The following is a 23,250-nucleotide window of genomic DNA, read 5'->3' as shown; positions in this document are numbered from 1 at the left end:
CCCCTCTTGCGGCTGGGGAGAATTCGGCGCGCAGCCGATCAGGTCAAGCTTCAGTGAAAGTCGCGACTACGGATCAGACCGCCTTGGACCTTGCTGCGGACCTGCGGCGCGGGCCCATCTTCCTGGCGCATCTCGGCCAAGCGGTGGGAAAGGTCGGTGAACTTGCGGGCCACCACGTGGACCACGCCGCTCTCGCTCTGCACCTGGCCGTGGACCACCAGGAAGGACGAGGTCATGACCAGCCGCCGGTTGGCGTCGAACGCGTCCTTCCAGACCACGATGTTGGCGATGCCGGTCTCGTCCTCCAGGGTCAGGAAGGTCACGCCCTTGGCGGTGCCCGGCCGCTGGCGGACCAGCACCAATCCACCGACGGAGACCAGCTTGCGGTCGCGCGTGCGGAGCAACTCGCGGGCCGTGATCGCCCCCAGATTCTTCAAGCTCTCGCGGAAGAAGCCGACTGGATGGGCCCGCAGCGACAGGCTGGTGGTGCGATAATCCTCGGTCACTTCCTGGGGCAGGTTCATCAGCGGCAGCTCGACCTGATGTTCCTTTACGCCCATGGCGGCCAGCAGCGGGGCGGTCTTCAGCGATCCGGTTTCGTCGGCCAGGCCCTTCACCGCCCACAGCGCCTGACGACGACTGAGACCTAGCGAGGCGAAGGCGTCGGCCTCGGCCAGCAGCTCCAGCGAGCGACGGTTGAGCCCGGCCTGAACCGCGAAACCTTCGATACTGCGCACGCCGGCCTCGCGGGCGGCGACCAGACGCTCGGCCTCCTTTTCGCTGAAGCCCTTGATCTGGCGCAGGCCCAGGCGGACGGCGCGATAGCGGCCCGGCTTGGCGGCGGTCTCCAAGGTGCAGTCCCAGTCGCTGGCCAGCAGGTCGGGGCCGCGCACCTCGACCCCATGCTCGCGCGCGTCGCGCACCAGCTGGGCCGGCTGGTAGAAGCCCATCGGCTGGCTGTTCAGCAGCGAGGCCAGGAAGGCGTCCGGCCAGCGCCATTTCACCCAGGCCGAGGCGTAGACCAGCAGGGCGAAGCTGATCGCGTGGCTCTCCGGAAAGCCGTAGGAGCCGAACCCCTCGATCTGCTCGAAGCAGCGGCCGACGAACGCCGGGTCGTAGCCGCGCGATTCCATCCCCTGGATGAACTTCTGCTCGTACTCCCCGACATTGCCGTGATGGCGGAAGGTGGCCATCGAGCGGCGCAGGCCGTCGGCGTCGTTCTCGGAGAACTTGGCCGCCTCGATGGCGATGCGCATGGCCTGTTCCTGGAACAGCGGCACGCCCAGGGTCTTGCCGAGGATCGCCTTCAGCTCGTCCTGCGGATGCGGCGGCGAGGGGCGGGGGTAGTCGATCGGCTCGATCCCGTCGCGGCGGCGCAGATAGGGATGGACCATGTCGCCCTGGATCGGGCCTGGCCGCACGATCGCCACCTCGATCACCAGGTCGTAGAACTTTCGCGGCTTCAGCCGGGGCAGCATCGACATCTGGGCCCGGCTCTCGACCTGGAACACCCCGACCGAGTCGGCCTTGCAGAGCATGTCGTAGACCTCCGGCCGCTCCTGGGGGATGTGGGCGATGTTGCTGATCTTGCGCCCGACCATGGGATCGTCGGCGGGGATCATGTCGAAGCTCTTCTTCAGGGCGGTCAGCATGCCGAGCGCCAGCACGTCGACCTTCATCAGGCCCAGTGCATCGATGTCGTCCTTGTCCCACTCGATGAAGGTGCGATCGACCATGGCGGCGTTGCCGATCGGCACGGTCTCGTCCAGCCGCCGCTTCGTCAGCACATAGCCGCCGACGTGCTGCGACAGGTGGCGCGGGAATTTCAGCAGCTGGGTGGCCAGGTCGACCGCCCGGCGGACTTCGGGGTTGGCGGGATCGAGCCCGGCCTGGCGGATGTAGTCGTCCGGCACCTCCTCGCCCCAGCTGCCCCAGATGGTCCCGGCCAGGGCGGCGGTGACGTCCTCGGTCAGGCCCAGCGCCTTGCCGACCTGGCGGATCGCCATGCGCGGGCGGTAGTGGATCACCGTCGCCACGATCGCCGCCCGGTGGCGGCCATAGCGGCGATAGACGTACTGCATCACCTCCTCGCGGCGGGCGTGCTCGAAGTCGACGTCGATGTCCGGCGGCTCCCCGCGCTTCTCGGAGATGAACCGCGAGAACAGCAGATCCTGGTCATCCTTGGTCGGGTCGACCGCGGTCACCCCCAGGCAGAAACAGACGCAGGAATTGGCCGCCGAGCCCCGCCCCTGGCAGAGGATGTCCTGCTCGCGGGCCCATTGAACGATGTCGTGCACGGTAAGGAAGTAGTTGGCGAAGCCGAGCTTCTCGATCAGCTCCAACTCATGCTCCAGGGTCTTGCGCTCCTTCTCGCCCATGCCCCTCTCGAACCGCCACTGGGCGCCCTCCCAGGTCAGGTCGCGCAGGTGCTGGATCGCGGTCTTGCCGGACGGCACCGGCTCGTCCGGGTACTCGTAGCTGAGGTTCGACAGGTCGAAGCCGACCCGCTCGGCGATCTCGACGCTGCGCTCCACGGCGCCCGGAAAGCGGGCGAACAGGCGGGCCATCTCCTCCGGCGGCTTCAGGTGCCGCTCGGCGTTGGCCTCCAGCCGCAGGCCGGCCTCGTGGATGGTGCAGGTCTCGCGGATGCAGGTGACCACGTCCTGCAGCGGGCGGCGGTCGGGAAGGTGGTAGAGGACGTCGTTGGTGGCGACCATCGGCGCGCCCGACATCTGCGCCAGGGCGGCCAGCTTCGACAGCCGCTGCAGGTCGCGCGCGCCATAGGGCCGCGAGGCGGCCAGCCAGACCTGGCCGCGCAACTCCCCGCCAATGCGGCGCAGGTCGCGCTCGAACCGCTCGTCCAGACGCGGCGGCGGCACGATCAGCACCAGCTGGCCCTCGGCCGCCTGCTGGAAGTCCTCCCAATGCAGCTCGCACTCGCCCTTCTCCGAGCGCAGCTGGCCGGCGGTCAGCAGCCGGGTCAGGCGGCCATAGGCCTCGCGGTCAGACGGGTAGCAGAGCAGCGACGGCGTCCCGTCGGCGAAGTCTAGCCGGCAACCGGTCAGGGCGCGGACCTTGAGGCCGTGCTCCTTGAGCCGCTTCACTTGCGACCAGGCCCGCACCACCCCGGCCAGGGAGTTGCGGTCGCAGATCCCGACCGCCTCCAGCTTCAGCATGGCTGCGGCGCTGACCAGCTCGTACGGGTGCGATGCGCCCCGCAGGAAGGAGAAATTGCTGGTGGTCTGGAGCTCGGCGTAACGGGTCATCCGAACACCCCATGCATCCACCAGCGAGCCGGCGCGCCGGCCTCGTACAGCCCCTCGCGATAGACCCAGAAGCGCGCGCCCGCCTGGTCCTCGACCCGGTAGTAGTCACGGACATGGTGCGGGCTGACGGCGGTGATGTCGCCGCGCCACCACTCCTCGCCGATGCGCTCGGGACCCTCGGCGCGGGCGATACGGTGCACCCGCCGCCGCCACTGGAACTGGCGCGGCGGATCGTCGGGGGTCAGGGCCATCACCCCTTCCAGCAGTTCCGGCTGGCGGAACAGACGCAGCGGCCGCGGCGCCTCCGGGTTCCAGGCCTGAGCCGCGACGGGGCCGAAGGGAGCGGCGGGCCGGGCCGAGAGTTCGGGCACATGGCTTTCCACCGGCGCGGTCTTCCAGACCCGGCCCTCGCCCAGACGGTTGGTCAGCCGATCGACCAGCGGCGCCAGGCCATCCTCCACCGCCGCGTCCTGGCGGGCGTCCAGACCCACCTGGCGGCCGGAAATGGGCTCTACGTCCTCGGCCTCCAGGGTGACCACCTCGATCCCGAATCCGGGGTCGATGGTCTCCAGCTTGGGGTTCAGCAGCTTGGCGATCCGGGCCGGGTCGCGGGCCGCCAGGGCCAGACCGATGTCCAGCGGCAGGGCGATGCCATCCACCCGATGGAAGGCGATACGGAAGCGGCGGGCGCCCTGACCCTCGCGTTCCAGCCGCTCGCACAGCTTGGCGGCGACATCGAAGGTGACCCGCTGCAGGTCTTCCAGGGCGCTGATCGGCTCGAAGAAGGCCAGCCGCGCGAACCAGGGGTGCGGCGGACGCCGAAAGCTCAGCGCTTCCTCAGCCCGGCCCATGGCCTGGTCGATGCGGATCAGGGTCTGGCGGCCGAAGCGGCGGGCCAGCGGCGCACGCGGCAGGCCGAGAATCTGCAGCAGCAGCCGCAGCCCCAGGCGCTCCATCTGGGCGGCGGCCTCCGGCTCCAGGCGCAGGGCCGCGGGCGGCAGATAGGCCAGCATGTCGGCCTGTCCGTTCGGCGGAGCGACGATCTCTGCGCCCTTGCCGTAGTGGGCCAGGGCCCAGGCCGCGCCGGGCGTGTCGGCCACCGCGCACCGCACATAGACGCCGCTCTTCGCCAGCCGCGCGCGATAGTCGGCTGCGAGTTGCGCCTCGCCGCCCCACAGATGAGCGACGCCGGCAATGTCCAGGAACAGGCCGTCGGGCGCGGCCGCGGCCACCGCCGGCGAGAAGCGCACCGACCAGTCGACCAGGGCGGTCAGCGCTGCGGCGTCCGCCTCCGGCTCGGCCTCGGCGGTGACGAGGTTGGGCACCAGGGCCATGGCGTCGGCCGCCTTCTGGCCGGCGAACAGGCCGAGCGCCCGGGCGCCTTTGTCCACCGCCGCCAGCCGGCGCGCGCCCTTGACGGTCTCAATCAGGGCGAAGGGGGGTGCTCCCCCTCTGGGGGAGCTGTCAGCCGGATGGTTGACTGAGGGGGACTTTGACGCCGACGAGGGAGCAGTCCCCCTCCGTCTCGCCGCTTCGCGCCGATCCACCTCCCCCAAGAGGGGAGGAACTGAAAACAGGGCCTCAGCTTGCGAGGCGTTCCGCCGGCGCCAGTTGGCGATCGCCCAGTTCGGCGACCACGCGCAGAGGATGCGGGCCATTCTCGGCCTCCCAGGTGTATGCGGCCGCGGCCTCCATCAGCCAGACGCCCGGTCGCCCGCCCCGGCAGCGCTCCAGCTCGGCTCGCCAGCGCGGCGGGCCCAGGCCAAACTCCCCGGGGCCAGGCTCACTGACCTCGGGCGTGATCTTCCAGCGGGTGGCCGCGGCCGAACCCGTCGTCTCCCTGCGTCCCGTCCCGCCATAGGGCCGGCGGCGGATGATGAAGCCGGTGGCTCCGTGCTTCTCGCAGGCCAGCTGCAGGCGCCGGCCGGCGGTCAGGTCGACGCTTTCCACCTCGGCGAACACCGCCGACACCCCGACGCTGGCCAGGGCGTCCTCGGCCACGGCCAAGGCTTCGTCCTCGTCGCGGGCGCAGACCTGGATCAGGCGCTGGGCCGGAAAGCCCAGCCCGACCAGGCCAGGGGCGAACAGGTCGTCGCGGCGCAGGATCCAGACCGCCTCGCCCCGGCGAGCCAGGGGCGCGGCGCTCAGGGCGGCGAAGGCGGCCGGGCAGGCGCCGATCTCGGCCTCCATTCCCGCGCCGGTGAACTCGTGCCACTGGCCCAGCGGCAAGCCTCCGCCCGGCAGGCAGCGATCCAGCAGCGACGCGCCGAACGGTAGAGATTCAGAGTCCGCTCGCCCCCCCGCCTCGAGCGCGGAGATCTTCGCCTTGAGCGCCGCCAGGCGGCCATCGCGAAAACCGGACATGGCTTTTCCGTTCTCCAAGTTCTTCTTTTGTTCTAGTTTTGAGCGCGCAGGAGTCAAGCACCTCACGGTGGCGCCCCGGCGTTCGGACAGGTGCTATGCTTCGGCAAAGCAGAATTCCGGGAGGTCCCATGTCCACCGCAGTCCAGCTTCTCGTCGGCACCCGCAAGGGCGCCTGGATCTATCGCAGCGACGCCGCCCGCAAGAAGTGGGCGGTTCAGGGGCCGATCTTCCTCGGCCACATCGTCAACCACCTGGTGCTCGATCCGCGCGACGGAAAGACCCTGCTGATGGCCGCCTCCACCGGCCACCTGGGCCCGACCATCTTCCGCTCTACCGACGGCGGCCAGACCTGGGCCGAGGCCAAACAGCCGCCGGCCTTTGCGAAGGCGGAGGAAGACGGACCGGCCCGATCGGTGGACCACAGCTTCTGGCTGGAGCCCGGCCACCTCAGCGAACCGGACGTGTGGTGGGCGGGGACCTCGCCGCCGGGCCTGTTCCGTAGCGCTGACGGCGGCGTCACCTGGGAAAGCGTCGCCGGCTTCAACGATCACCCGAAATACTGGGATTGGTGCCCTGCCGACGGCGGCACGCCGGACGGGGCCCTTCTCAACCAGATCCAGATCGACCCGCGCGACCCGCGCCACATGTACCTCGCCACCTCCACCGGCGGCGTGTTCGAGAGCCTGGACCAAGCCGGCAGTTGGCGACCTCTCAATCAGGGCGTGGAGGCGAATTTCTTTCCCGACCCCTATCCGGAGTACGGCCAGGACGCCCACTACATCGCCCTGGCCCCGACCATGCCCGACCGCATCTGGCAGCAGAACCACTGCGGCATCTACCGGCTGGATCGGCCAGACGAGCGCTGGGACCGGATCGGTCAGGCCATGCCGCAGGAGATCGGCGACATCGGCTTCACCATCGTCCCGCATCCGCGCCAGGCCGACACCGCCTGGGTGTTTCCGATGGACGGCACCGAGGTCTGGCCGCGTACAAGCCCAGGCGGGCGGCCCGCCGCCTATCGCACCCGCGACGCCGGCAAGAGCTGGGAGCGGCAGGACCACGGCTTCCCGACCGAGCAGGGCTGGTTCACCGTCAAGCGCCAGGCGTTCTGCGCCGACGCCAACGATCCGGTCGGCCTCTATCTGGGCGCCACCAACGGCGAAGTCTGGATGAGCGACGACGAGGGCGGCGCCTGGCGGCCGGTGGCGCAGCATCTTCCGGAAATCTATTCGGTGGTGGCGGCCCCACTCTGATGGTCCAGGTCTTCATCCCCTCGCAGCTGACCTCCTACACGGACGGGGTCAGCCGGCTGGCCGCGGACGGCGGCAGCATCGAGCAAGTGCTGGACGACCTCGACCGCCGCTATCCCGGCCTGAAGTTCAGGGTGATCGACGAGCAGGACCGCATCCGCCGCCACATGCGCATCTTCCGCAACGGCGACCGCGCGCCCGACATCCGACTGACGCTGGCGGAAGCTGACGAAGTGCTGATCTTCGGGGCGTTGTCGGGCGGCTAGAGCCATTCAGGCTCGCGGCGCCACCTCGACCAACTTGCTCAGCTTCTTCGGCGCGATGGCCATGTAGCTCTGCTTGAGCCAAGCCCTCAGCGTGTCGAGCTCGGCGAGGATATCATCGTCGGGGCCGAAATGGGCGATCACCCAGTCGTGCTGCTTGTACCAGCCGCGGCTCTCGCGAACGAAATCGAGGTCAGCGACCATCTCGGCCGAGATCGGCAATTTCACCGTGATGGTCAGGGCGTCGAGCGGCTCGGCCTTCTCGCCGAAGATGGCGAACATCTTCCTGTTCACGTACATGGCGCGGGTCAGCTGCCAGCCGCGGCCGACTTCGGCGCCGGGCAGTGTCAGGCCATAGGCCGTCAACTCGGCTTCAGCTTGCTGGTGGGGAGTCATCGCGCCTCCGGATGGAGACACGGTGCGCGTGGCCGAAACCGCGGGCAAGTGCGCCCTCCCCCGCGTCCGGATTTAGCGGAACGCGAGGGAGGACAGCGCCTTTCTTAGAACCGCAGGGTGCGGGCTTCCTTGACGTGCGGCAGAGCGCGGATCTTGGCGACCAGCTCATCGCCCGGATCCTGGTCGACGCCGACCAGGGCGATGGCGTCCTCGCCGACCGAGACCCGGCCGAGGTTGAACGTGGCGATGTTGACGTCGTCCTGCGCCAACAGCGCGCCCAGGGCGCCGATGAAGCCCGGCTTATCCTGGTTGTTCACATAGAGCATCGTCTGAGCGAAGGGAGCGTCCAGGTCCATGCCCTTGACCTCGATGATGCGCGGCGCGCCGGCCATCACGGTGCCGGCGAACGAGCGCTTGCCCAGCGCCGTGGTGACGGTGATCCGCACCAGGCTGTCATAGATCGGGCTGTCGTCCTGCTTGCTTTCCGAGACGGTGATGCCGCGCTCCTTGGCCACGGCCGGAGCCGAGACCATGTTCACCTCGGCCAGCATCGGGCGCAGCACGCCGGCCAGCGAGGCCGCGGTCAGCGGACGGGTGTTGAGGTTGGCGACTTCGCCCTCGTAGGCGATGTCCACGGCTTTGACCTCGACGTCGACCATCTGGCCGGCGAAGGCGCCGAGGCGCTCGGCCAGGGCCACGAACGGCTTCAGCTTCGGCGCTTCGTCGGCGGTGACCGACGGGCTGTTCAGCGCGTTGGAGACCGCGCCGGTGAGCAGGTAGTCGCTCATCTGCTCGGCCACCTGCAGGGCGACGTTCTCCTGAGCTTCCAGGGTCGAGGCGCCAAGGTGCGGGGTGGCGATGAAGTTCTCCGCGCCGAACAGGACGTTGTCCTTGGCCGGTTCCTCGACGAACACGTCGAAGGCCGCGCCGCCGATGTGGCCGTCGTCCAGGCCCTTGCGCAGAGCCGCTTCGTCGACCAGGCCGCCGCGCGCGCAGTTGACGATCAGCACGCCCTTCTTGGTCTTGGCCAGGTTCTCGGCCGACAGGATGTTACGGGTCTTCTCGGTCAGCGGGGTGTGCAGGGTGATGACGTCGGCGCGGGCCAGCAGCTCTTCCAGCTCGACCTTCTCGACGCCGATCTCGACGGCGCGCTCCGCCGACAGGAAGGGGTCGTAGGCGACGACCTTCATCTTCAGGCCGTTGGCGCGGTCCGCGACGATGCCGCCGATGTTGCCGGCGCCGATCAGGCCGAGGGTCTTGGCGTACAGCTCCACGCCCATGAAGCGGTTCTTCTCCCACTTGCCGGCCTGGGTCGAGACGTCGGCGGCGGGGAGCTGGCGGGCCAGGGCGAACATCATGGCGATGGCGTGTTCGGCGGTGGTGATCGAGTTGCCGAACGGGGTGTTCATCACCACGATCCCCTTGGAGGTCGCGGCGGGGATATCGACATTGTCCACGCCGATGCCGGCGCGGCCGATGACCTTCAGATTGCCGGCGGCGGCGATGACGTCCTTGTCGGCCTTGGTGGCCGAGCGGACGGCCAGGCCGTCATAGTCGTTGATGATCTTGAGCAGCTCTTCCTTCGAGAGGCCGGTCTTCACGTCGGCGTCGACGCCGCGTTGCTTGAAGATGTCGATGGCGGCGGGGCTCAGCTTGTCGGCGATAAGGACGCGGGGCATGGGAATTTCCTTGCGGATATGGGGATAGTCGTCCTCGGCCCCACGCGGTTCTTGGGCGTGGAGTGGCGAGGACGCGAAGGGCCTAGGCGGCTTGAAGTTGCTCGAGGGTCGAGGCGAACGCCCAATCGAGCCACGGGGTCAGGGCCTCGAGGTCGGAGGTCTCGACCGTGGCGCCGCACCAGATGCGCAGGCCGGCCGGAGCGTCGCGGTAGCCGCCGATGTCCAGGGCCACGCCTTCCTTCTCGAGGACGGCGGCCAGCTTCTTGGCGAAGTCGGCTTGAGCGTCGTCGGCCAGGGCGGTGATGCGGGCGTCGACCACCTTGAGGCAGACCGAGGTGTTGGACCGCGTGGCCGGGTCGGCGGCCAGGAAGTCCACCCAATCGGCCTTGGCGACCCAGTCGGCCAGGGCCGCCAGGTTGGAGTCGGCGCGGCGCTGCATTTCAACCAGGCCGCCGATCTGGGCGCCCCACTTCAGCGCGTCGATGGCGTCTTCCACGCAGAGCATGGACGGGGTGTTGATGGTCGCGCCTTCGAAGATGTCCTTGGCCAGCTTGCCGGCCTTGGTCATCCGGAACAGCTTCGGCATCGGCCAGGCCGGGGTGTAGCTTTCCAGTCGTTCGACCGCGCGCGGCGACAGGATCAGGATCCCGTGCGCGCCCTCGCCGCCCAGCGCCTTCTGCCAGGAGAAGGTGACGACATCGAGCTTGGCCCAGTCGAGATCCTGGGCGAAGGCGGCGCTGGTGGCGTCGCAGATGGTGATGCCTTCACGGTCGGCGGCGATGAAGTCGGCGTTCGGGACGCGGACGCCCGAGGTGGTGCCGTTCCAGGTGAAGACCAGGTCGGCGTCCTTGCGGACCTTGGTCAGGTCCGGCAGCTCGCCATAGGGGGCGTCCAGCACTTCGGCCGGCAGCTTCAGCTGCTTGGTCACGTCGGTGACCCAATCCTTGCCGAACGATTCGAAGGCCAGCAGCTGGACCGGCCTCGCGCCCAGCATCGACCACATCGCCATCTCGACGGCGCCGGTGTCCGAACCGGGCACGATGCCGATCAGGAAATCTTCCGGAACCTCCAGCACCTGACGGGTGCGGTCGATCGCTTCCTGCAGGCGCGCCTTGCCCAGCTTGGAGCGGTGCGAGCGGCCGAGGACGGCGTTCTGGAGATTTTCGGGGGTCCAGCCAGGGCGCTTGGCGCAGGGGCCGGAAGAAAATTCGGGGCGAGCCGGACGCATTGCCGGCTTGGCGAGGGTCGTCATATCGATGTCTCCCATCCTTACAGATGAGCAGCACCCCGTTGGGGGGGTGTGGCCCGCGGCGGAGAAACTCCGGTTTCGATCGGGGCGCAAGTGAAAGTTTTCGAAACCCGATTTGAGCGGCGCCGGCCCGGATGCAGCTTGGCCAGCCGCTGCGGCCGTGATCTGCAAGAGCCATGAACCGCCCGCAAACCGTTGACTGGCTGGTGATGGCGTTCCTCGTCGTCGCCTGGGGATCGGCCTTCGCGGCGCTGAAGATCGCGGTGGAATCGCTCGGTCCGTCATGGAACGCGGCCCTGCGACTTTGGATCGCGGTCGCCACCCTGGCGACGGTGCTGGCCACGCAGCGCCAACCGCTGCCGCCGCTGAGCCACCCGGCCTGGCGGTTCTATGCGGTCACCGGCCTGGTGGGCATGGCCGCGCCGTTCATCCTGTTCGCCTACGCCGCCCAGAGCCTGCCCTCGGCGGTGAACGCCATGTGCAACGGGGCCTCGCCGATCTTCACGGCGGTGCTGGCCCACCTGTTCATTCCGGGCGACCGGCTGACCGGCCAGCGGGCCGGAGGCGTCCTGCTGGGCTTTGCAGGACTGGCCGCGCTTCTGGCTCCCAAGCTGGCGGCGGGGTTCAACCTCGAGAGCCTGGCGATGATCGCGGCGATCTCGGCGGCCGGCCTCTATGCGGTGGCCAATGTGATCACCAAGCGTGCGCCGCAGGTTTCGGCCACCGCCGGCGCGCTGATGCTGGCGTTGTGGGGCGCGATCTACGCCACGCTTGCGGCCACCGTGCTCGCCCCGCTGCCGCCCTGGCCGCCGGCGCCGGCCCTGGCGGCGGTGATCTTCCAGGGGGTGTTTCCCGCCGGCCTGGCGACGATCGGCTGGGTGTTCCTGATTCAGCGGCGCGGGCCGCTGTTCGTGTCGCTGTCGATCTATGTGGCGCCGCTATGGGCGACGGCGCTGGGCGTCGCCTTCCTCGGCGAACGACCGAGCTGGACCGCGTTCCTGGCGCTGGCGCTGATCCTGGCCGGCGTGGCGGTGGCGACGCTAGAGCGGCGCCCGGCCGCCTAGGCGCTTTGCGTCACTTGCGCAGCCTGGGCCTTGGCGGCTGCCTTGCGGGCGACGACGCGGCGGCGCCAGGCGATGATCGTGCCGATCGCCAGACAGACGCTGATGCCCAGGAAGTCGGCGTTGTTCACGCGTGCATGGAACAGGTCCACCTCGCGCCCGGTGACGAAGTAGAACGAGTGCAGGGTGAAGAGGATGGCGTAGAGCAACATCACGCCGCCCAGCCAGAAGCTCGCATAGACCACGGCCACGACAAGCAGGCCCACGGCGGTGAGGCCGTCGGCGATCAGCCAGAGGATGGCGAGATCCGCATGTGGGAAGAGAAGGTCGCCAACGGTGCTGAGCAACGCGTTGGTGAGGATCAGTCCGGCGCCAAAACGTTCCGCCTGGCCGCCCTTCCACAGGGCGAACAGGCAGATCCCCAAGGTGAGGAGCGTCAGCGCGATTACGATTGGTGAGTTCGGCATGATCCTGCGCCCCTAACTCTGATTAGGGGCGCAGGACCAGTTAAACTATTGCAACCAAAGCCGAGCTTAGCCGACTTCGCGCATTTCCGTGACGTCGCGCTTGCGCATGACGACCGGCTTGTCGTGGTAGCCGAGCTTCGTGCGAATGCCGAGGCGCAGCTGGGCTTCCGCCAGCTCCCCGTGGACTCCCACCATCGCGGTCCGGGCTTCTCCCAGCGCCTTGATGGCTTCGACCATCTTCACCTGCACCTCGTCCGCGAAGACGAGCGAGGCGTTAACTTCCGAGCGAGCCTTCAGCAGGTCCGCCAGCAGTTCAGTGGCTTCGACCATGGCCTGGTCAACCGCCGCTTCCGTCGAGAACAACTTGGTCGCGACACGTTGTGCCACAAACGCCTTTTCCATGGGGAACCCCTCCGAGGAAATTAACCCTAACGACATTAAGATAAACCGGAGGTTAAATTCCACCTAGGAGATTCATGTTCCGTTAACCACGATTTTGTCGCTCGACGGTTGTAACCGTGTCGTCTAGGCAACACTTCGCGCCGCAGGCGAGGCCGAAAGAAGCGAACCGTTAGGAGAATTCGCCTAAACCGGACGCTCGACGGAAGCTTGGGCGGACATGACTGACCAGCCTCGCAACTCGGGCCCACGGCCCCACGTGACCTTCCACGCGCGCGTTGCGGGCGTGGCCTTGATCACGACCGTTGTCGTGCTGGTCGCCGCCTGCCTGACCTTCATGCTTCAGCAATGGGCCGTCGCCCGCGAGCAGAACCACCAGGCCCACGTGGCCCTGATGGAGATCACCGCCGCCGGCGCCGCGACCGCCGTCGTGGACGGAGATGTCGCCCAGGCAAGGGCTACCATTGCTACGCTCGCCAATGACCTGAGCGTCACCCAGGCCCGGCTGCTGGACGCTTCGGGACGCGAGCTCGCCGTCTACCGCCGGCCCGGCGCCCCGACCGAGGCCGAACTCGACACCATTCGCACGCCGATGAAGGCGAACGGGCAAAAGCTCGGCGAACTCGACATGACGTTCGAGACGCCCTCGCTTACGGCTCTGCTTCCTCAGTTCATCGCCCTGACCGGCGCCCTGTTCTTCGGCGGCATCGGCGTCGCCCTGTTCCTGGCTCGCGGACTCGCCTCCAAGGTGATTGCACCCGTGCTCAAGCTTTCAGAAGCGATGCACGATGTGGCCGCCAGCGGCCGCTTCTCGCCCGTCGAGGTTGAAGCCGAGGACGCCCTGTTCCGGAGCCTGACCGACAGCTTCAACCACCTATTGGCGAAGTTGGACGAGCGCGAGCAGGCGCTGCAGCGGACCCTGCGCGAGCTGGTCGAAGCGCGCGACGCGGCCAACGCCGCCAACGTGCTGAAGTCGCAGTTCCTGGCCAATATGAGCCACGAAATCCGCACCCCGCTGAACGGCGTGCTGGCCATGGCCGAAGTCATGTCGATGGGCGACCTGGCCCCGGTGCAGCGCGAGCGGCTGGACGTGATCCGCCAGTCGGGCGGCCTGCTGCTGGCCGTGCTCAACGACGTGCTGGACCTGTCCAAGATCGAGGCCGGCAAGCTGACCCTGCTGGTCGATGATTTCGACCTGGAAAGCGCCGTCGCCCCGACCCGCGAGTCCTTTACGGTGATCGCTCAGGGCAAGGGCCTGGACTTCAAGGTCGAGGTCGCCGAGGAAGCCCGCGGCGCCTGGCGCGGCGACGCCGACCGTATTCGCCAGATTGTCGGCAACCTGCTGTCAAACGCCGTCAAGTTCACGCTTCAGGGCGGCGTCAGCGCCCAGTTCGACGTGGCCCCGGAGTCCGGCGCCCTGCGGCTGAGCATCCGCGACACGGGTGTCGGCATCGCCGCCGAGAAGCAGGCCAGCCTCTTCGAGAAGTTCACCCAGGCCGACAACACGGCCACCCGCCGCTTCGGCGGCACCGGCCTTGGGCTGGCGATCTGCCGCGAGCTGACCCAGATGATGGGCGGCGTGATCAGCGTCGAGAGCCGCGAGGGCGAGGGTTCGGTGTTTATCGTCGAACTGCCGCTGGAACGGGGCGAGCTGACCGCCAGCGAGGCGATCCAGCCGCAGGTCGCCGAGGGGGCCGAAGAAGGCGCCCTGCGCCTGCTGGCGGCCGAGGACAACCCGACCAACCAGCAGGTGCTGGCCGCGGTCATGGGTTCGCTGGGCATCGACATCGACATCGTGGCCAACGGCAAGCTGGCGTTCGACGCCTGGCGCGACGGAGCCTACGACCTGATCCTCATGGACATTCAGATGCCGGTGATGGACGGCATCGACTCGGCCCGGGCGATCCGCTCGGCCGAGCAGGAAAGCGGTCGCCAGCGGACCCCGATCGTCGCGCTCACCGCCAACGCCCTGTCGCACCAGGTCGAGGAATATCTCGCCGCTGGCATGGACGGGCACGTGGCCAAGCCCATCGAGATCGCCAAGCTCTACGAGGCCATCAGCCGCGCCCTGACCGAGGCGGCGACTTCCGGATCGGCCGCGGCCGCCGCCTAGCCGAAGCTTGAGCGTTCGCTAAAGCGGCGCTTGGTTCCATGAACCTAAAACAACGACAGGCTCAGGTTCAGGTCAGAGCCCGCATGGTTTTCTGAGGCTCCAGTCGAAAGACAAGGAGAGAAACCATGAAGAACAAGATCACTCTCATCGCCGCCGCCGCTGCCGCCTCCACCCTGGCCCTGACGGCCGGCGCCGCCTCGGCGCAGTCGTGGGCCTCGATCAACCAGCGTCAGGCCAATCTCGACGCCGGCATCGACGCCGGATTGCGTTCGGGCGAGCTGACCCGCGGCGAAGCCGCCAACCTGCGCGCCGAATACCGCGCGGTGGCCGACCTGGAGATGCGATACCGGGCCGACGGCCTGTCGCAATGGGAGCGCCAGGACCTCGATCGCCGCTTCGACAGCATCTCTACGCGTATCCGCTACGACCGCGACGATCGTTGGAGCCCCGCTGGCTGGATGGACATCAACCAGCGCCGGGCCCAGCTCGACCGACGCATCGACCAGGGTCTGCGCTCGGGTCAGTTGACCCGTCAGGAGGCCCTCCGCTTGCGCGGCGAGTTCCAGACCATCGCGCGCCTGGAGACCCGCTACCGGGCGGGCGGCCTGTCGCAGTGGGAACGCGCTGACCTCGATCGTCGCTTTGACGTCCTGTCAGACCGCATCCGCTCGGAGCGTAGCGACCGTGACCGCTACAGCTACGGCTACGGCCCCCGCTAACATCGGGTAGCCGAGGAGAGCGGGAAGGGGCGGTCCAGCCGGGCCGCCCCTTTCTGCTGCGAGCTTGACCGTCGCCGCGGGTGGACGAGACTGCCGCCATGGTTCATCAGCTCACCCACGACGACGGCATGACGATCAGCGATGATCCCGCCCGCTTCGACCTGGCCCGCGCCCACCACTGGATCTCGGTCGAGAGCTACTGGGCGCAAGGCATCCCCCTGGAGACCTTCCGCAAGGCGGTCGAGAACAGCCTCACCATTGGTGCGTACAATGCCGACGGACGGATGCTCGGCATGGCGCGGGTGGTCACCGACCGCGCGACCTTCGGCTGGATTTGCGACGTGTTTGTTGATGAAGCGGCGCGCAGCACGGGCCTTGGCAAGCAGCTGGTCGGCTATCTGCGCGGCCATCCCGACCTTCAGGGCTTCCGGCGCACCCATCTGGCGACCCGCGACGCTCACGGCCTCTATGCGCAGTTCGGCTTCGTTCCGCTGACCGCCCCCGACCGCTGGATGGAGATCCGCGGCCCCGGCTACCTCTAAGCCGGCAGCACCGTCAGTTCGGGCCAGCGCTGGCGGGCGGCCTCGGCCGTCCGCGCGTAGCCGCCGGTCCGGCGGACCGGATTGGGCCGCAGGCGCATGGCGAACAGATCCTCCAGGCCGAACGGGGCGTGGATCGTCAGGGCGTCATCCGCCTCCAGCCGCAGCCCCACCGCGAATATCGTAGAGGTGAAGCGGGTCAGGGCCTCGGCGCTGGAGCTCAGCGGCTCATATGGCTCGCCGAACTTGCCCTCGAACCAGAGATGGACACGGGCCTGATTGCGGACCTCGACCATCTCCTTGAACGGCGGCTCGAAGGCGTCAGCGACCCGGCGGATCACCACGTCCTCGGCCTCGTAGGTGGTGTCAGGGTCGAAGTAGCCGATGTCGTAGTCCTTGATCCCGTAGTCGGGATCGCGTCCGGTCAGGTGATTAAGCACCGGCTGGTAGACCGCGCCGGAGAAGATCAGCCAGTCGGGCAGCGCCAGATCGCGGGCCGCGGTCAGCACATGCATCAGGCTTGGGGTGGCGCGGACGATCTCTTCCAGCCGAACAGTATGATCGCCGCTCATCTCAGATTCCTCAGAGGCCAATTGTGTCCAAGCGGGCCATGGCCGGCGCCCAGGCCCGGCGCCTGGCGCATGGCCTCGTGCACATAGGCCCAGGCGCGGGCCACCGCCTCCGTCAACGGCAGGCCCTGCGCCAGGCCAGTCGCGCAGGCCGAGGCCAGGGTGCAGCCGGTGCCGTGAGTATGGCGGGTGTGCAGGCGCTCGCCCTCGAACGTGGTTTCGCCGTCGGCGGTCAGCAGCAGGTCGGTGACGGTTTCGCCGGGCACGTGGCCGCCCTTCATCAGCACCGCCTTGGCGCCGAGCGCCAGCAGCGCCTCGCCCGCCCGCCGCTGGTCGTCCAGGCTCTCGACGGCCAGACCGGTCAGCGCCTGCGCCTCCGGGGCGTTGGGGGTCAGCAGAGCCGCGCGCGGGATCATCAGGGCGCGCACGGCCTTGACCGCCTCGGGCGCCAGCAGGCTGGAGCCGCCCTTGGCGACCATCACCGGATCGACGACGGCCGGAGCGCTGCTGGAGTCGAGAATGCGCGCCACGGTCTCGACCATGCCGGTGTCGCCCAGCATGCCGGTCTTGATGGCGTCGGCGCCGATATCGTCCAGCACGGCGCGGGCCTGGGCCTCGACCACCTGCAGCGGAATCGGATGGACGCCGGTGACGCCCAGGGTGTTCTGGACGGTGACGGCCGTGATCGCCGTGGCCGCATAGCCGCCCAGCATGGTCACGGTCTTGATGTCGGCCTGGATGCCCGCGCCGCCGCCGGAATCGGAGCCGGCGATGATCAGGACGCGTCCCTTGTGATCGCTCATGCTGTCGAGGTAGCGCGCCGCTCGCACGAATGCATCGGGATTTGCGACGTATCCACTGCAAAAGGCGCCGCTTCCCGTCGGGGTCAGGGCTGCATAAGCTGGGCGCTATGAAGATCGCCCTCGTCACCGGAGCCGGCTCCGGAATCGGCCGCGCCAGCGCCCTGGCCCTCAGCCAAGCTGGCTACAAGGTGGCCCTGGTCGGCCGCCGCGCGGCAAACCTGACCGAGACGGCGACGGCCGCCGTCGGCGAAACCCTGGTCCTGCCCGCCGACGTGTCCGACGAGGGCCAGGCGCGTGGGGTGTTCGACGCGGTGAAGCTACGCTTCGGGCGGCTGGACGTGCTGTTCAACAACGCCGGGACCGGCGCCCCGCCGGTTCCGCTGGAAGACCTCAGCCTCGAGGCCTGGAAACGCGTGGTCGACGTCAACCTGACCGGCGCTTTCCTCTGCACCCAGGGCGCGTTTCGGCTGATGAAGGATCAAGATCCGCGCGGCGGCAGGATCATCAACAACGGCTCAATCTCCGCCCATGCGCCGCGGCCGAGGTCGGTGGCCTACACCGCGACCAAGCACGCGATCACCGGCCTGACCCGCTCGACCTCGCTGGACGGCCGCGCTTACGACATCGCCTGCGGCCAGATCGACATCGGCAACGCGGCCACCGAGATGACCGCGCGCATGTCCGCCGGCGTTCCGCAGGCCGACGGCTCGATGGCCGTCGAACCGGTGATGGACGTCAAGGCGGTGGCCGGCGCCGTGGTCTTCATGGCCGGACTGCCGCTGGACGCCAACGTCCAGTTCATGACCGTCATGGCGACCAAGATGCCATTTGTCGGACGGGGCTAGCGCGTCTCCGAGCGGGCCAGCAGCTCGATCAGGTCCTGCTTCCAGAACTTCGCAGCCGTGTGCGTGCCGTGGCCGCGCGTTTGGGGAGTCGCCTGGATCAGCACGAACTTGCCGTTCTTCAGCCGCTTGGCGGCCGGCTCGGCGATGCCGAGGTCCGGCGGGTTGATCAGGTCGTCGGTCGAGTTCACCCAGGTGATCGGCGCGGTGATCGCCTCCAACCCCTTCGACGGGTCGTAGGTCCGCGAGGCGTCGAGCTGATAGAGCAGGTCGTTGGCGTCGCGGGTGGGCAGGTCCGACGCGATCCGCGCCTTGTACATCGCCTCGGAGGCTTCGCGCGTCGGCGCCTGGGCCTGCCAGGCCTGGGGCGCGGCGCCCATCAGCAGCACCAGGTTCACCGCCCCGCGCAGGCCGATGACCGGCTGGGACGGGTAGTCGCCGCCCTGCCAGGCCGGATCGGCCTTGATCGTCTCGATCGCCGCCGTGCGCCAATAGCGGTTCATCCCGGCGATCTGCACCGGCAGGCAGGCGAGCGGCATGATCGCCTTGGCGAAGTCCGGATGGGCCTCGGCCCAGACGAAGCCGTGCATGCAGCCCATCGACGTGCCCATCAGCAGGCGCAGGCGGTCGACCTTCAGCCCATCGACCAGCAGCCGCCGCTGGGCCTCGACCATGTCGTCATAGTCGTAGTGCGGGAACTTGGCGCGGAGGCCGTCGCTGGGCTTGGACGACTGCCCGTGGCCGATGCCGTCCGGCAGGATCACGTAGTAGCGGGTGATGTCGAGCGGCTGGCCGGGGCCGTAGAGCTCTTCGGCGAATTGCGGCGACAGGAACTGGGCGCCTGAACCGCCGGTGCCGTGCAGAACCATGACCGCATTGGTCACTCGGCCCTGGGCGTCGCGCACCGGCTTGCCCAGGGTGCGGTAGTGCAGCTTCAGGCTGGGCAGGGTTTCGCCCGAGCGGAACTTGAAGTCGGGGACGGCGAAGTCGCCCTGGGTCACGGCTGCGTCGAACGGCGATGCGGCTTGCGCGGCGCCCGCCGCGGCCAGCGCCAGGGCGCCAAGCGCGCCCGCGATCCAGGTCTTCATCATTCCCCCTCCGCCCGACGGCGTCCGTACTGGCTGAGTACGCTGCAGCCGGCGAGGCGCCAAGCCTAGCTGGGCGTCCGGATCGCGTGCCAGACCTTCAGGGCCTGAACCGTCTCGGCGACGTCGTGGACGCGCAGGGCGGTGGCGCCGGCGTCGACCCCCGCCAGGGCCGCGGCCAACGAGCCGGCCAGGCGTCCGTCGAGCGCCGCGCCGCCGACCGGGTCGAGGCCGGCGATGAAGCGCTTGCGGCTGACGCCCAGCAACACCCGGAAGCCGAGGCCGACGATGCGGTCGATGTTGGCCAGCAGGGCGAGATTGTGCTCCAGCCGCTTGCCGAAGCCGATGCCCGGATCGAGCCAGATCTTCTCGTAGGCGACGCCCGCGTTGATGGCGGCGTCGGCGCGATCGGCCAGGAAGGCGCAGACCTCGGCGACGACGTCGTCATAGTGCGGGTCGGCCTGCATCGTGCCCGGCTCCCCGCGCATGTGCATCAGCACCACTTCGCAGCCCAGTTCGGCGGCCATGACCGGAGCGTCGGCGGAATAGCCCAGGGCGGCGACGTCGTTCCACATGGAGGCGCCGGCCTCGACCGCAGCGCGGGCGACCTGGGGCTTCATGGTGTCGATGGAGATGGCGATGTCGCTCTGCGCGCGGATCGCCTCGATCAGCGGGACAGCCCGGGCGATCTCCTCGGCGGCCGGGACCGGCTCGGCGCCCGGCCGGGTGGATTCCGCGCCGATGTCGAGGATGTCGGCCCCCTCGGCGATCAGCCGCCGGGCATGGACCAGGGCCGCTTCGGGATCCAGGTATCTCCCGCCGTCCGAGAAGCTGTCGGGCGTGACATTGACGATCCCCATCACCTTCACGGAGCCGGACATGGTCGAGCCTTTCCTGCGGCCGAACAGCAAGACGCCCTCCTGGCGCGGGGCCGGGAGGGCGTCAAGTTAGGTTCTGGTGACTGGCTCTAGGCCGGTTCGGGCCGCGGCGAGATCGGCACCGAGACCGAGGGGCCCGAAGGCCGCTTGGAATCGGCGTCGTCGCGGATCGGGGGCACGCCCTTCAGCGCATTGATGATCTCGTCGCCTGACAGGGTCTCATACTCGAGCAGAGCCTTGGCCAGGGTGTGCAGGTCGTCCATCTTCTCGGTCAGGATCCGGCGGGCCTCGTCGAAGCCGCCCTGGACCAGACGCTTCACCTCGGCGTCGATCGTGTTGGCGGTTTCTTCCGACACCGACTGGGTCCGCGAGACCGAGTGGCCGAGGAAGACCTCGTCCTGGTTCTCACCGTAGGACACCACGCCGAGCTTGTCGGAGAAGCCCCACTTGGTGACCATGGCGCGGGCCAGCTTGGTCGCCTGATCGATGTCGGACGAGGCGCCCGAGGTGATCTTGTCCTTGCCGAAGATCAGCTCCTCGGCCATCCGGCCGCCCATCAGGATGGCCAGACGCGAGGTCATCTGCTCGTAGGACATGGAGAGCTGGTCGCGCTCCGGCAGCTGCATGACCATGCCCAGGGCGCGGCCGCGCGGGATGATCGTGGCCTTGTGCACCGGGTCGGTGGCCGGGACGTTCAGGGCGATCAGGGCGTGGCCGCCTTCGTGGTAGGCAGTCAGCCGCTTTTCGTCCTCGGTCATGGCCATGGACTTGCGCTCGGCGCCCATCATGACCTTGTCCTTGGCGTCCTCGAAGTCGCGCTGGGTGACCATGCGGCGGTTCTTGCGCGCGGCCATCAGGGCGGCTTCGTTGACCAGGTTGGCCAGGTCGGCGCCGGAGAAACCCGGGGTGCCGCGAGCGATGGTCTTGACCTCGACGTCGGCGGCCAGCGGCACGTTCTTCATGTGCACGCGCAGGATCCGCTCGCGGCCGCCGATGTCCGGGTTCGGCACGACGACCTGGCGGTCGAAGCGGCCGGGACGCAGCAGGGCCGGGTCCAGGACGTCCGGACGGTTGGTCGAGGCGATGACGATGATCGCTTCCGACGGGTCGAAGCCGTCCATCTCGACCAGCAGCTGGTTGAGGGTCTGCTCGCGCTCGTCGTTGCCGCCGCCGAGGCCCGCGCCACGATGGCGGCCGACGGCGTCGATTTCGTCGATGAAGATGATGCAGGGGCTGTTCTTCTTGGCCTGCTCGAACATGTCGCGCACGCGGCTCGCGCCGACGCCGACGAACATTTCAACGAAGTCCGAGCCGGAGATGTAGAAGAACGGCACGCCGGCCTCGCCCGCGACGGCCCGGCCCAGCAGGGTCTTACCCGTACCGGGAGGACCGACCATCAGGGCGCCCTTCGGGATCTTGCCGCCCAGACGCTGGAACTTCTGCGGGTCCTTCAGGAAGTCGACGATTTCCGACAGCTCTTCCTTGGCCTCGTCGACGCCGGCGACGTCGTCGAAGGTCACGCGGTTCTTGTTTTCGGTCAGCATCTTGGCCTTGGACTTGCCAAAGCCCATGGCGCCGCGGGCGCCGCCCTGCATCTGACGCATGAAGAAGATCCAGACGCCGATCAGCAGCAGGATCGGCAGGCTGTTCAGGAACAGGCCCAGCAGGCCGCCCCCGGCGGACTTCACATTGATGTCCGCGCCTTGCCCTTCCAGGCGCTTGATCAGGTCGTCTTGATTGTTCGGGGTCAGGGCCGTGAACGACTTGCCCGAGGTGTCCTTCACCTCGATGGCCGTGCCACGGAATGTCGCCGCCTTCACCTCGCCAGCGCTCACCTTGCTCAGCAGTTGTGAGTAGGAGATCTGGCCCGAGGCGCCGGCCGCCTGGCTGCCGCCGGTCATCATGCTGTAGAGGCCGATGAGAACGACGACAATGACGCCCCAGATGGCGAGATTACGCAGGTTCATGACGCGCCTTCGTGAAAAGTGTCTCTCAATGCCCACAATACGTGGGAGTGCCCCCCGGAACTAGCAAGCCTCGTGCCGCGCGACCGAATATCGCGGTTCGTTGAACTAGCTTGGCCGGGCCAGGTTCCAGATACGCAAAGGGCCGCGCGGTCTCCCGCGCGGCCCCCCACATTAGGCTCTAGGCCTTAATATTTACCGCGTCGGCTTCTTCGGCGCGGCGATCAGGCCTTCACGCTGAGCGCGCTTGCGGGCCAGCTTGCGCGCGCGGCGCACGGCTTCGGCCTTCTGGCGAGCGCGCTTTTCGCTCGGCTTTTCATAGTGCACGTGCCGCTTCATTTCGCGGAACGAGCCCTCGCGCTGCATCTTCTTCTTCAGCGCCTTGAGGGCCTGATCGACGTTGTTGTCGCGGACGAAAATCTGAACCAGAGGTCTCTCTCCTATCACCCGTTCCCGCTCGGCCCTCCTGACATCAGGCGGCGGCGAACGGACAAAAGCTGTGCACCCGCAGGCACATGACCTTCGGGTTTGAGCGCGGCGGGATAGCAGAACCCCAGGGCGATGTCCACGGCGGACAGCCGGAAAAACGCCCGCTAAGATGCCGCCATGGCGAATGTAGACGACTGGGCGCAGGCCGCTGAACAGCAGGTTTTGGACGCCGCCTTGCAGATAGCTGCCGATCGCGGCTGGACCTGGCCGACGGTGAAGGCCGCCGGCGAAGCCGCGGGCCTGTCGGCGGCCGACGTGGAGCTGCTGCTGCCGCATGGTCCGCGTGACCTCGCCGCCTTGCTGGCAAGGCGTCACGACGCCCGCGCCCTGGCCGCCCTGCCCGACCCCGCGTCCTTGAAGATCCGCGAGCGGATCCGCGCCGCCGTGCTCGCCCGCATCGACGCCGCGGCCGAGGATGGGGCCGCTGTCGGCAGATGGGCAGGTTTCCTCGCCCTGCCGATGCATCTGCCGTTGGCGCTGCGCCTGCTGTGGGAGAGCGCCGACCAGCTGTGGCGCTGGGCCGGCGACACCGCCACCGACGAGAACCACTATTCCAAGCGGGCCATCCTCTCGGGGATCCTCGCCAGCGCCACGGCGATCCGGCTTCAGTCCGGACGCGACGACGCGGTCGCCTTCGTCGATGCGCGCATCGAGAACGTCATGGCCTTCGAGAAGTGGAAGGCCGGCCTGAAGCCCTCCGAACTGCTGCGCGACGTGGCCGCGGCGCTGGGCAAGATGCGCTACGGGTGAGGTGTAGATCTCCCCCTTTGGGGAGGTGGCTCGCCACAGGCGAGGCGGAGGGGTCAGCTCAGAACTCGGGACTCAAAGTCCCCCTCAGTCGGCCCTGCGGCCGAC

General features: G+C 68.4%; 22 protein-coding genes. 8 read left to right on the top strand and 14 right to left on the bottom strand.

Going from position 1 to position 23,250, the window contains the following annotated elements:
• Positions 1-50: 50 nt before the first annotated feature.
• The 3 genes from AC1DQJ_RS16710 to AC1DQJ_RS16700 are packed head-to-tail and all read right to left on the bottom strand — an operon-like array spanning position 51 to position 5,630.
• The gene (locus tag AC1DQJ_RS16710; protein WP_477605307.1) at positions 51-3,266 is read right to left on the bottom strand and encodes an error-prone DNA polymerase; all 3,216 of its coding nucleotides are present in this window, start codon (positions 3,264-3,266) and stop codon (positions 51-53) included.
• On the bottom strand, positions 3,263-4,924 hold the full coding sequence (locus AC1DQJ_RS16705) for a Y-family DNA polymerase (protein WP_477605305.1): 1,662 nt from the start codon (positions 4,922-4,924) through the stop codon (positions 3,263-3,265). Before AC1DQJ_RS16705 ends, AC1DQJ_RS16710 begins: the two co-directional genes overlap by 4 nt.
• Positions 4,848-5,630: an ImuA family protein gene (locus AC1DQJ_RS16700; RefSeq protein ID WP_477605303.1), complete on the bottom strand. Its 783-nt coding sequence runs from the start codon at positions 5,628-5,630 to the stop codon at positions 4,848-4,850. The genes AC1DQJ_RS16705 and AC1DQJ_RS16700 overlap by 77 nt, the downstream gene beginning before the upstream one ends.
• Positions 5,631-5,758: 128 nt before the next feature.
• Between AC1DQJ_RS16700 and AC1DQJ_RS16695 the strand changes: the two genes are divergently transcribed.
• Both AC1DQJ_RS16695 and AC1DQJ_RS16690 read left to right on the top strand, forming a co-directional pair.
• Positions 5,759-6,883, top strand: a complete 1,125-nt coding sequence (locus AC1DQJ_RS16695) for a glycosyl hydrolase (protein ID WP_477605301.1) — start codon at positions 5,759-5,761, stop codon at positions 6,881-6,883.
• Positions 6,883-7,146 (top strand): MoaD/ThiS family protein, encoded by a 264-nt coding sequence (locus tag AC1DQJ_RS16690; protein WP_477605299.1) that lies wholly within the window; start codon positions 6,883-6,885, stop codon positions 7,144-7,146. The genes AC1DQJ_RS16695 and AC1DQJ_RS16690 overlap by 1 nt, the downstream gene beginning before the upstream one ends.
• A 6-nt stretch (positions 7,147-7,152) precedes the next feature.
• Here the strand turns inward: AC1DQJ_RS16690 and AC1DQJ_RS16685 are convergent, their stop codons facing one another.
• The 3 genes from AC1DQJ_RS16685 to AC1DQJ_RS16675 all read right to left on the bottom strand — a co-directional run bounded on the left by AC1DQJ_RS16685 (position 7,153) and on the right by AC1DQJ_RS16675 (position 10,470).
• Positions 7,153-7,539 carry an MmcQ/YjbR family DNA-binding protein gene (locus AC1DQJ_RS16685; RefSeq protein WP_477605297.1) on the bottom strand — a complete coding sequence of 129 codons (387 nt, stop codon included), beginning with the start codon at positions 7,537-7,539 and terminating at the stop codon, positions 7,153-7,155.
• 104 nt (positions 7,540-7,643) lie between these two features.
• Positions 7,644-9,224: a phosphoglycerate dehydrogenase gene (serA, locus tag AC1DQJ_RS16680; protein WP_477605401.1), complete on the bottom strand. Its 1,581-nt coding sequence runs from the start codon at positions 9,222-9,224 to the stop codon at positions 7,644-7,646.
• 76 nt (positions 9,225-9,300) lie between these two features.
• Positions 9,301-10,470: a phosphoserine transaminase gene (locus AC1DQJ_RS16675; RefSeq protein ID WP_477605295.1), complete on the bottom strand. Its 1,170-nt coding sequence runs from the start codon at positions 10,468-10,470 to the stop codon at positions 9,301-9,303.
• A gap of 173 nt (positions 10,471-10,643) precedes the next feature.
• Between AC1DQJ_RS16675 and AC1DQJ_RS16670 the strand changes: the two genes are divergently transcribed.
• Entirely contained in the window at positions 10,644-11,531 is an 888-nt protein-coding gene (locus AC1DQJ_RS16670; RefSeq protein WP_477605293.1) for a DMT family transporter, read from the top strand.
• Here AC1DQJ_RS16670 and AC1DQJ_RS16665 read toward each other — a convergent pair.
• Together AC1DQJ_RS16665 and AC1DQJ_RS16660 are read right to left on the bottom strand one after the other, a co-directional pair.
• Positions 11,528-11,995: a hypothetical protein gene (locus AC1DQJ_RS16665; RefSeq protein ID WP_477605291.1), complete on the bottom strand. Its 468-nt coding sequence runs from the start codon at positions 11,993-11,995 to the stop codon at positions 11,528-11,530. The two genes, AC1DQJ_RS16670 and AC1DQJ_RS16665, sit on opposite strands and share 4 nt — an antisense overlap.
• 66 nt (positions 11,996-12,061) lie before the next feature.
• A complete protein-coding gene (locus tag AC1DQJ_RS16660) occupies positions 12,062-12,397 on the bottom strand; it encodes a hypothetical protein (RefSeq protein WP_477605289.1) in 336 nt (111 codons plus the stop codon).
• Positions 12,398-12,614: 217 nt separating this feature from the next.
• Here AC1DQJ_RS16660 and AC1DQJ_RS16655 point away from each other — a divergent pair, with 217 nt between their 5' ends.
• From AC1DQJ_RS16655 to AC1DQJ_RS16645, 3 genes are all read left to right on the top strand, one after another.
• On the top strand, positions 12,615-14,507 hold the full coding sequence (locus AC1DQJ_RS16655; protein WP_477605287.1) for an ATP-binding protein: 1,893 nt from the start codon (positions 12,615-12,617) through the stop codon (positions 14,505-14,507).
• Between the two features lie 125 nt (positions 14,508-14,632).
• Complete coding sequence (locus AC1DQJ_RS16650; protein WP_477605285.1) at positions 14,633-15,226, top strand: hypothetical protein; 594 nt, start codon at positions 14,633-14,635, stop codon at positions 15,224-15,226.
• Positions 15,227-15,324: 98 nt separating this feature from the next.
• The gene (locus AC1DQJ_RS16645) at positions 15,325-15,768 is read left to right on the top strand and encodes a GNAT family N-acetyltransferase (RefSeq protein WP_477605283.1); all 444 of its coding nucleotides are present in this window, start codon (positions 15,325-15,327) and stop codon (positions 15,766-15,768) included.
• Here the strand turns inward: AC1DQJ_RS16645 and AC1DQJ_RS16640 are convergent.
• A complete protein-coding gene (locus AC1DQJ_RS16640) occupies positions 15,765-16,337 on the bottom strand; it encodes a nucleotidyltransferase family protein (protein WP_477605281.1) in 573 nt (190 codons plus the stop codon). The two genes, AC1DQJ_RS16645 and AC1DQJ_RS16640, sit on opposite strands and share 4 nt — an antisense overlap.
• Positions 16,334-17,137, bottom strand: coding sequence for a bifunctional hydroxymethylpyrimidine kinase/phosphomethylpyrimidine kinase (gene thiD, locus AC1DQJ_RS16635; RefSeq protein WP_477605280.1), 804 nt, complete (start codon positions 17,135-17,137; stop codon positions 16,334-16,336). Before thiD ends, AC1DQJ_RS16640 begins: the two co-directional genes overlap by 4 nt.
• Before the next feature lie 107 nt (positions 17,138-17,244).
• Here thiD and AC1DQJ_RS16630 point away from each other — a divergent pair, with 107 nt between their 5' ends.
• Positions 17,245-17,982 (top strand): SDR family oxidoreductase, encoded by a 738-nt coding sequence (locus tag AC1DQJ_RS16630; RefSeq protein WP_477605278.1) that lies wholly within the window; start codon positions 17,245-17,247, stop codon positions 17,980-17,982.
• Here AC1DQJ_RS16630 and AC1DQJ_RS16625 read toward each other — a convergent pair.
• From AC1DQJ_RS16625 to rpsU, 4 genes are all read right to left on the bottom strand, one after another.
• Positions 17,979-19,067 (bottom strand): alpha/beta fold hydrolase, encoded by a 1,089-nt coding sequence (locus tag AC1DQJ_RS16625; RefSeq protein ID WP_477605276.1) that lies wholly within the window; start codon positions 19,065-19,067, stop codon positions 17,979-17,981. The genes AC1DQJ_RS16630 and AC1DQJ_RS16625 overlap by 4 nt on opposite strands.
• A 65-nt stretch (positions 19,068-19,132) precedes the next feature.
• A complete protein-coding gene (gene folP / locus AC1DQJ_RS16620) occupies positions 19,133-19,945 on the bottom strand; it encodes a dihydropteroate synthase (RefSeq protein WP_477605274.1) in 813 nt (270 codons plus the stop codon).
• An 86-nt stretch (positions 19,946-20,031) separates the two neighbouring features.
• On the bottom strand, positions 20,032-21,909 hold the full coding sequence (gene ftsH / locus AC1DQJ_RS16615) for an ATP-dependent zinc metalloprotease FtsH (RefSeq protein ID WP_477605272.1): 1,878 nt from the start codon (positions 21,907-21,909) through the stop codon (positions 20,032-20,034).
• 192 nt (positions 21,910-22,101) lie between these two features.
• Positions 22,102-22,335 carry a 30S ribosomal protein S21 gene (gene rpsU, locus AC1DQJ_RS16610; protein ID WP_068874644.1) on the bottom strand — a complete coding sequence of 78 codons (234 nt, stop codon included), beginning with the start codon at positions 22,333-22,335 and terminating at the stop codon, positions 22,102-22,104.
• Positions 22,336-22,512: 177 nt separating this feature from the next.
• On the opposite strand from rpsU, the gene AC1DQJ_RS16605 reads away from it, so the two are divergent.
• Positions 22,513-23,145, top strand: coding sequence for a COQ9 family protein (locus AC1DQJ_RS16605; protein WP_477605270.1), 633 nt, complete (start codon positions 22,513-22,515; stop codon positions 23,143-23,145).
• Positions 23,146-23,250 lie beyond the last annotated feature (105 nt).

It is taken from the genome of Phenylobacterium sp. P4_E10 (genome assembly GCF_056401675.1).
This window is presented reverse-complemented; position numbering and strand designations above follow the sequence as displayed.

Coding starts and splice junctions, on each gene's coding strand:
- AC1DQJ_RS16710 (WP_477605307.1), bottom strand. CDS start 3,266: ATGACCCGTTACGCCGAGCTCCAGACCACCAGCAATTTCTCCTTCCTG.
- AC1DQJ_RS16705 (WP_477605305.1), bottom strand. CDS start 4,924: ATGGCCCGCATCCTCTGCGCGTGGTCGCCGAACTGGGCGATCGCCAAC.
- AC1DQJ_RS16700 (WP_477605303.1), bottom strand. CDS start 5,630: ATGTCCGGTTTTCGCGATGGCCGCCTGGCGGCGCTCAAGGCGAAGATC.
- AC1DQJ_RS16695 (WP_477605301.1), top strand. CDS start 5,759: ATGTCCACCGCAGTCCAGCTTCTCGTCGGCACCCGCAAGGGCGCCTGG.
- AC1DQJ_RS16690 (WP_477605299.1), top strand. CDS start 6,883: ATGGTCCAGGTCTTCATCCCCTCGCAGCTGACCTCCTACACGGACGGG.
- AC1DQJ_RS16685 (WP_477605297.1), bottom strand. CDS start 7,539: ATGACTCCCCACCAGCAAGCTGAAGCCGAGTTGACGGCCTATGGCCTG.
- AC1DQJ_RS16675 (WP_477605295.1), bottom strand. CDS start 10,470: ATGACGACCCTCGCCAAGCCGGCAATGCGTCCGGCTCGCCCCGAATTT.
- AC1DQJ_RS16670 (WP_477605293.1), top strand. CDS start 10,644: ATGAACCGCCCGCAAACCGTTGACTGGCTGGTGATGGCGTTCCTCGTC.
- AC1DQJ_RS16665 (WP_477605291.1), bottom strand. CDS start 11,995: ATGCCGAACTCACCAATCGTAATCGCGCTGACGCTCCTCACCTTGGGG.
- AC1DQJ_RS16660 (WP_477605289.1), bottom strand. CDS start 12,397: ATGGAAAAGGCGTTTGTGGCACAACGTGTCGCGACCAAGTTGTTCTCG.
- AC1DQJ_RS16655 (WP_477605287.1), top strand. CDS start 12,615: ATGACTGACCAGCCTCGCAACTCGGGCCCACGGCCCCACGTGACCTTC.
- AC1DQJ_RS16650 (WP_477605285.1), top strand. CDS start 14,633: ATGAAGAACAAGATCACTCTCATCGCCGCCGCCGCTGCCGCCTCCACC.
- AC1DQJ_RS16645 (WP_477605283.1), top strand. CDS start 15,325: ATGGTTCATCAGCTCACCCACGACGACGGCATGACGATCAGCGATGAT.
- AC1DQJ_RS16640 (WP_477605281.1), bottom strand. CDS start 16,337: ATGAGCGGCGATCATACTGTTCGGCTGGAAGAGATCGTCCGCGCCACC.
- thiD (WP_477605280.1), bottom strand. CDS start 17,137: ATGAGCGATCACAAGGGACGCGTCCTGATCATCGCCGGCTCCGATTCC.
- AC1DQJ_RS16630 (WP_477605278.1), top strand. CDS start 17,245: ATGAAGATCGCCCTCGTCACCGGAGCCGGCTCCGGAATCGGCCGCGCC.
- AC1DQJ_RS16625 (WP_477605276.1), bottom strand. CDS start 19,067: ATGAAGACCTGGATCGCGGGCGCGCTTGGCGCCCTGGCGCTGGCCGCG.
- folP (WP_477605274.1), bottom strand. CDS start 19,945: ATGTCCGGCTCCGTGAAGGTGATGGGGATCGTCAATGTCACGCCCGAC.
- ftsH (WP_477605272.1), bottom strand. CDS start 21,909: ATGAACCTGCGTAATCTCGCCATCTGGGGCGTCATTGTCGTCGTTCTC.
- AC1DQJ_RS16605 (WP_477605270.1), top strand. CDS start 22,513: ATGGCGAATGTAGACGACTGGGCGCAGGCCGCTGAACAGCAGGTTTTG.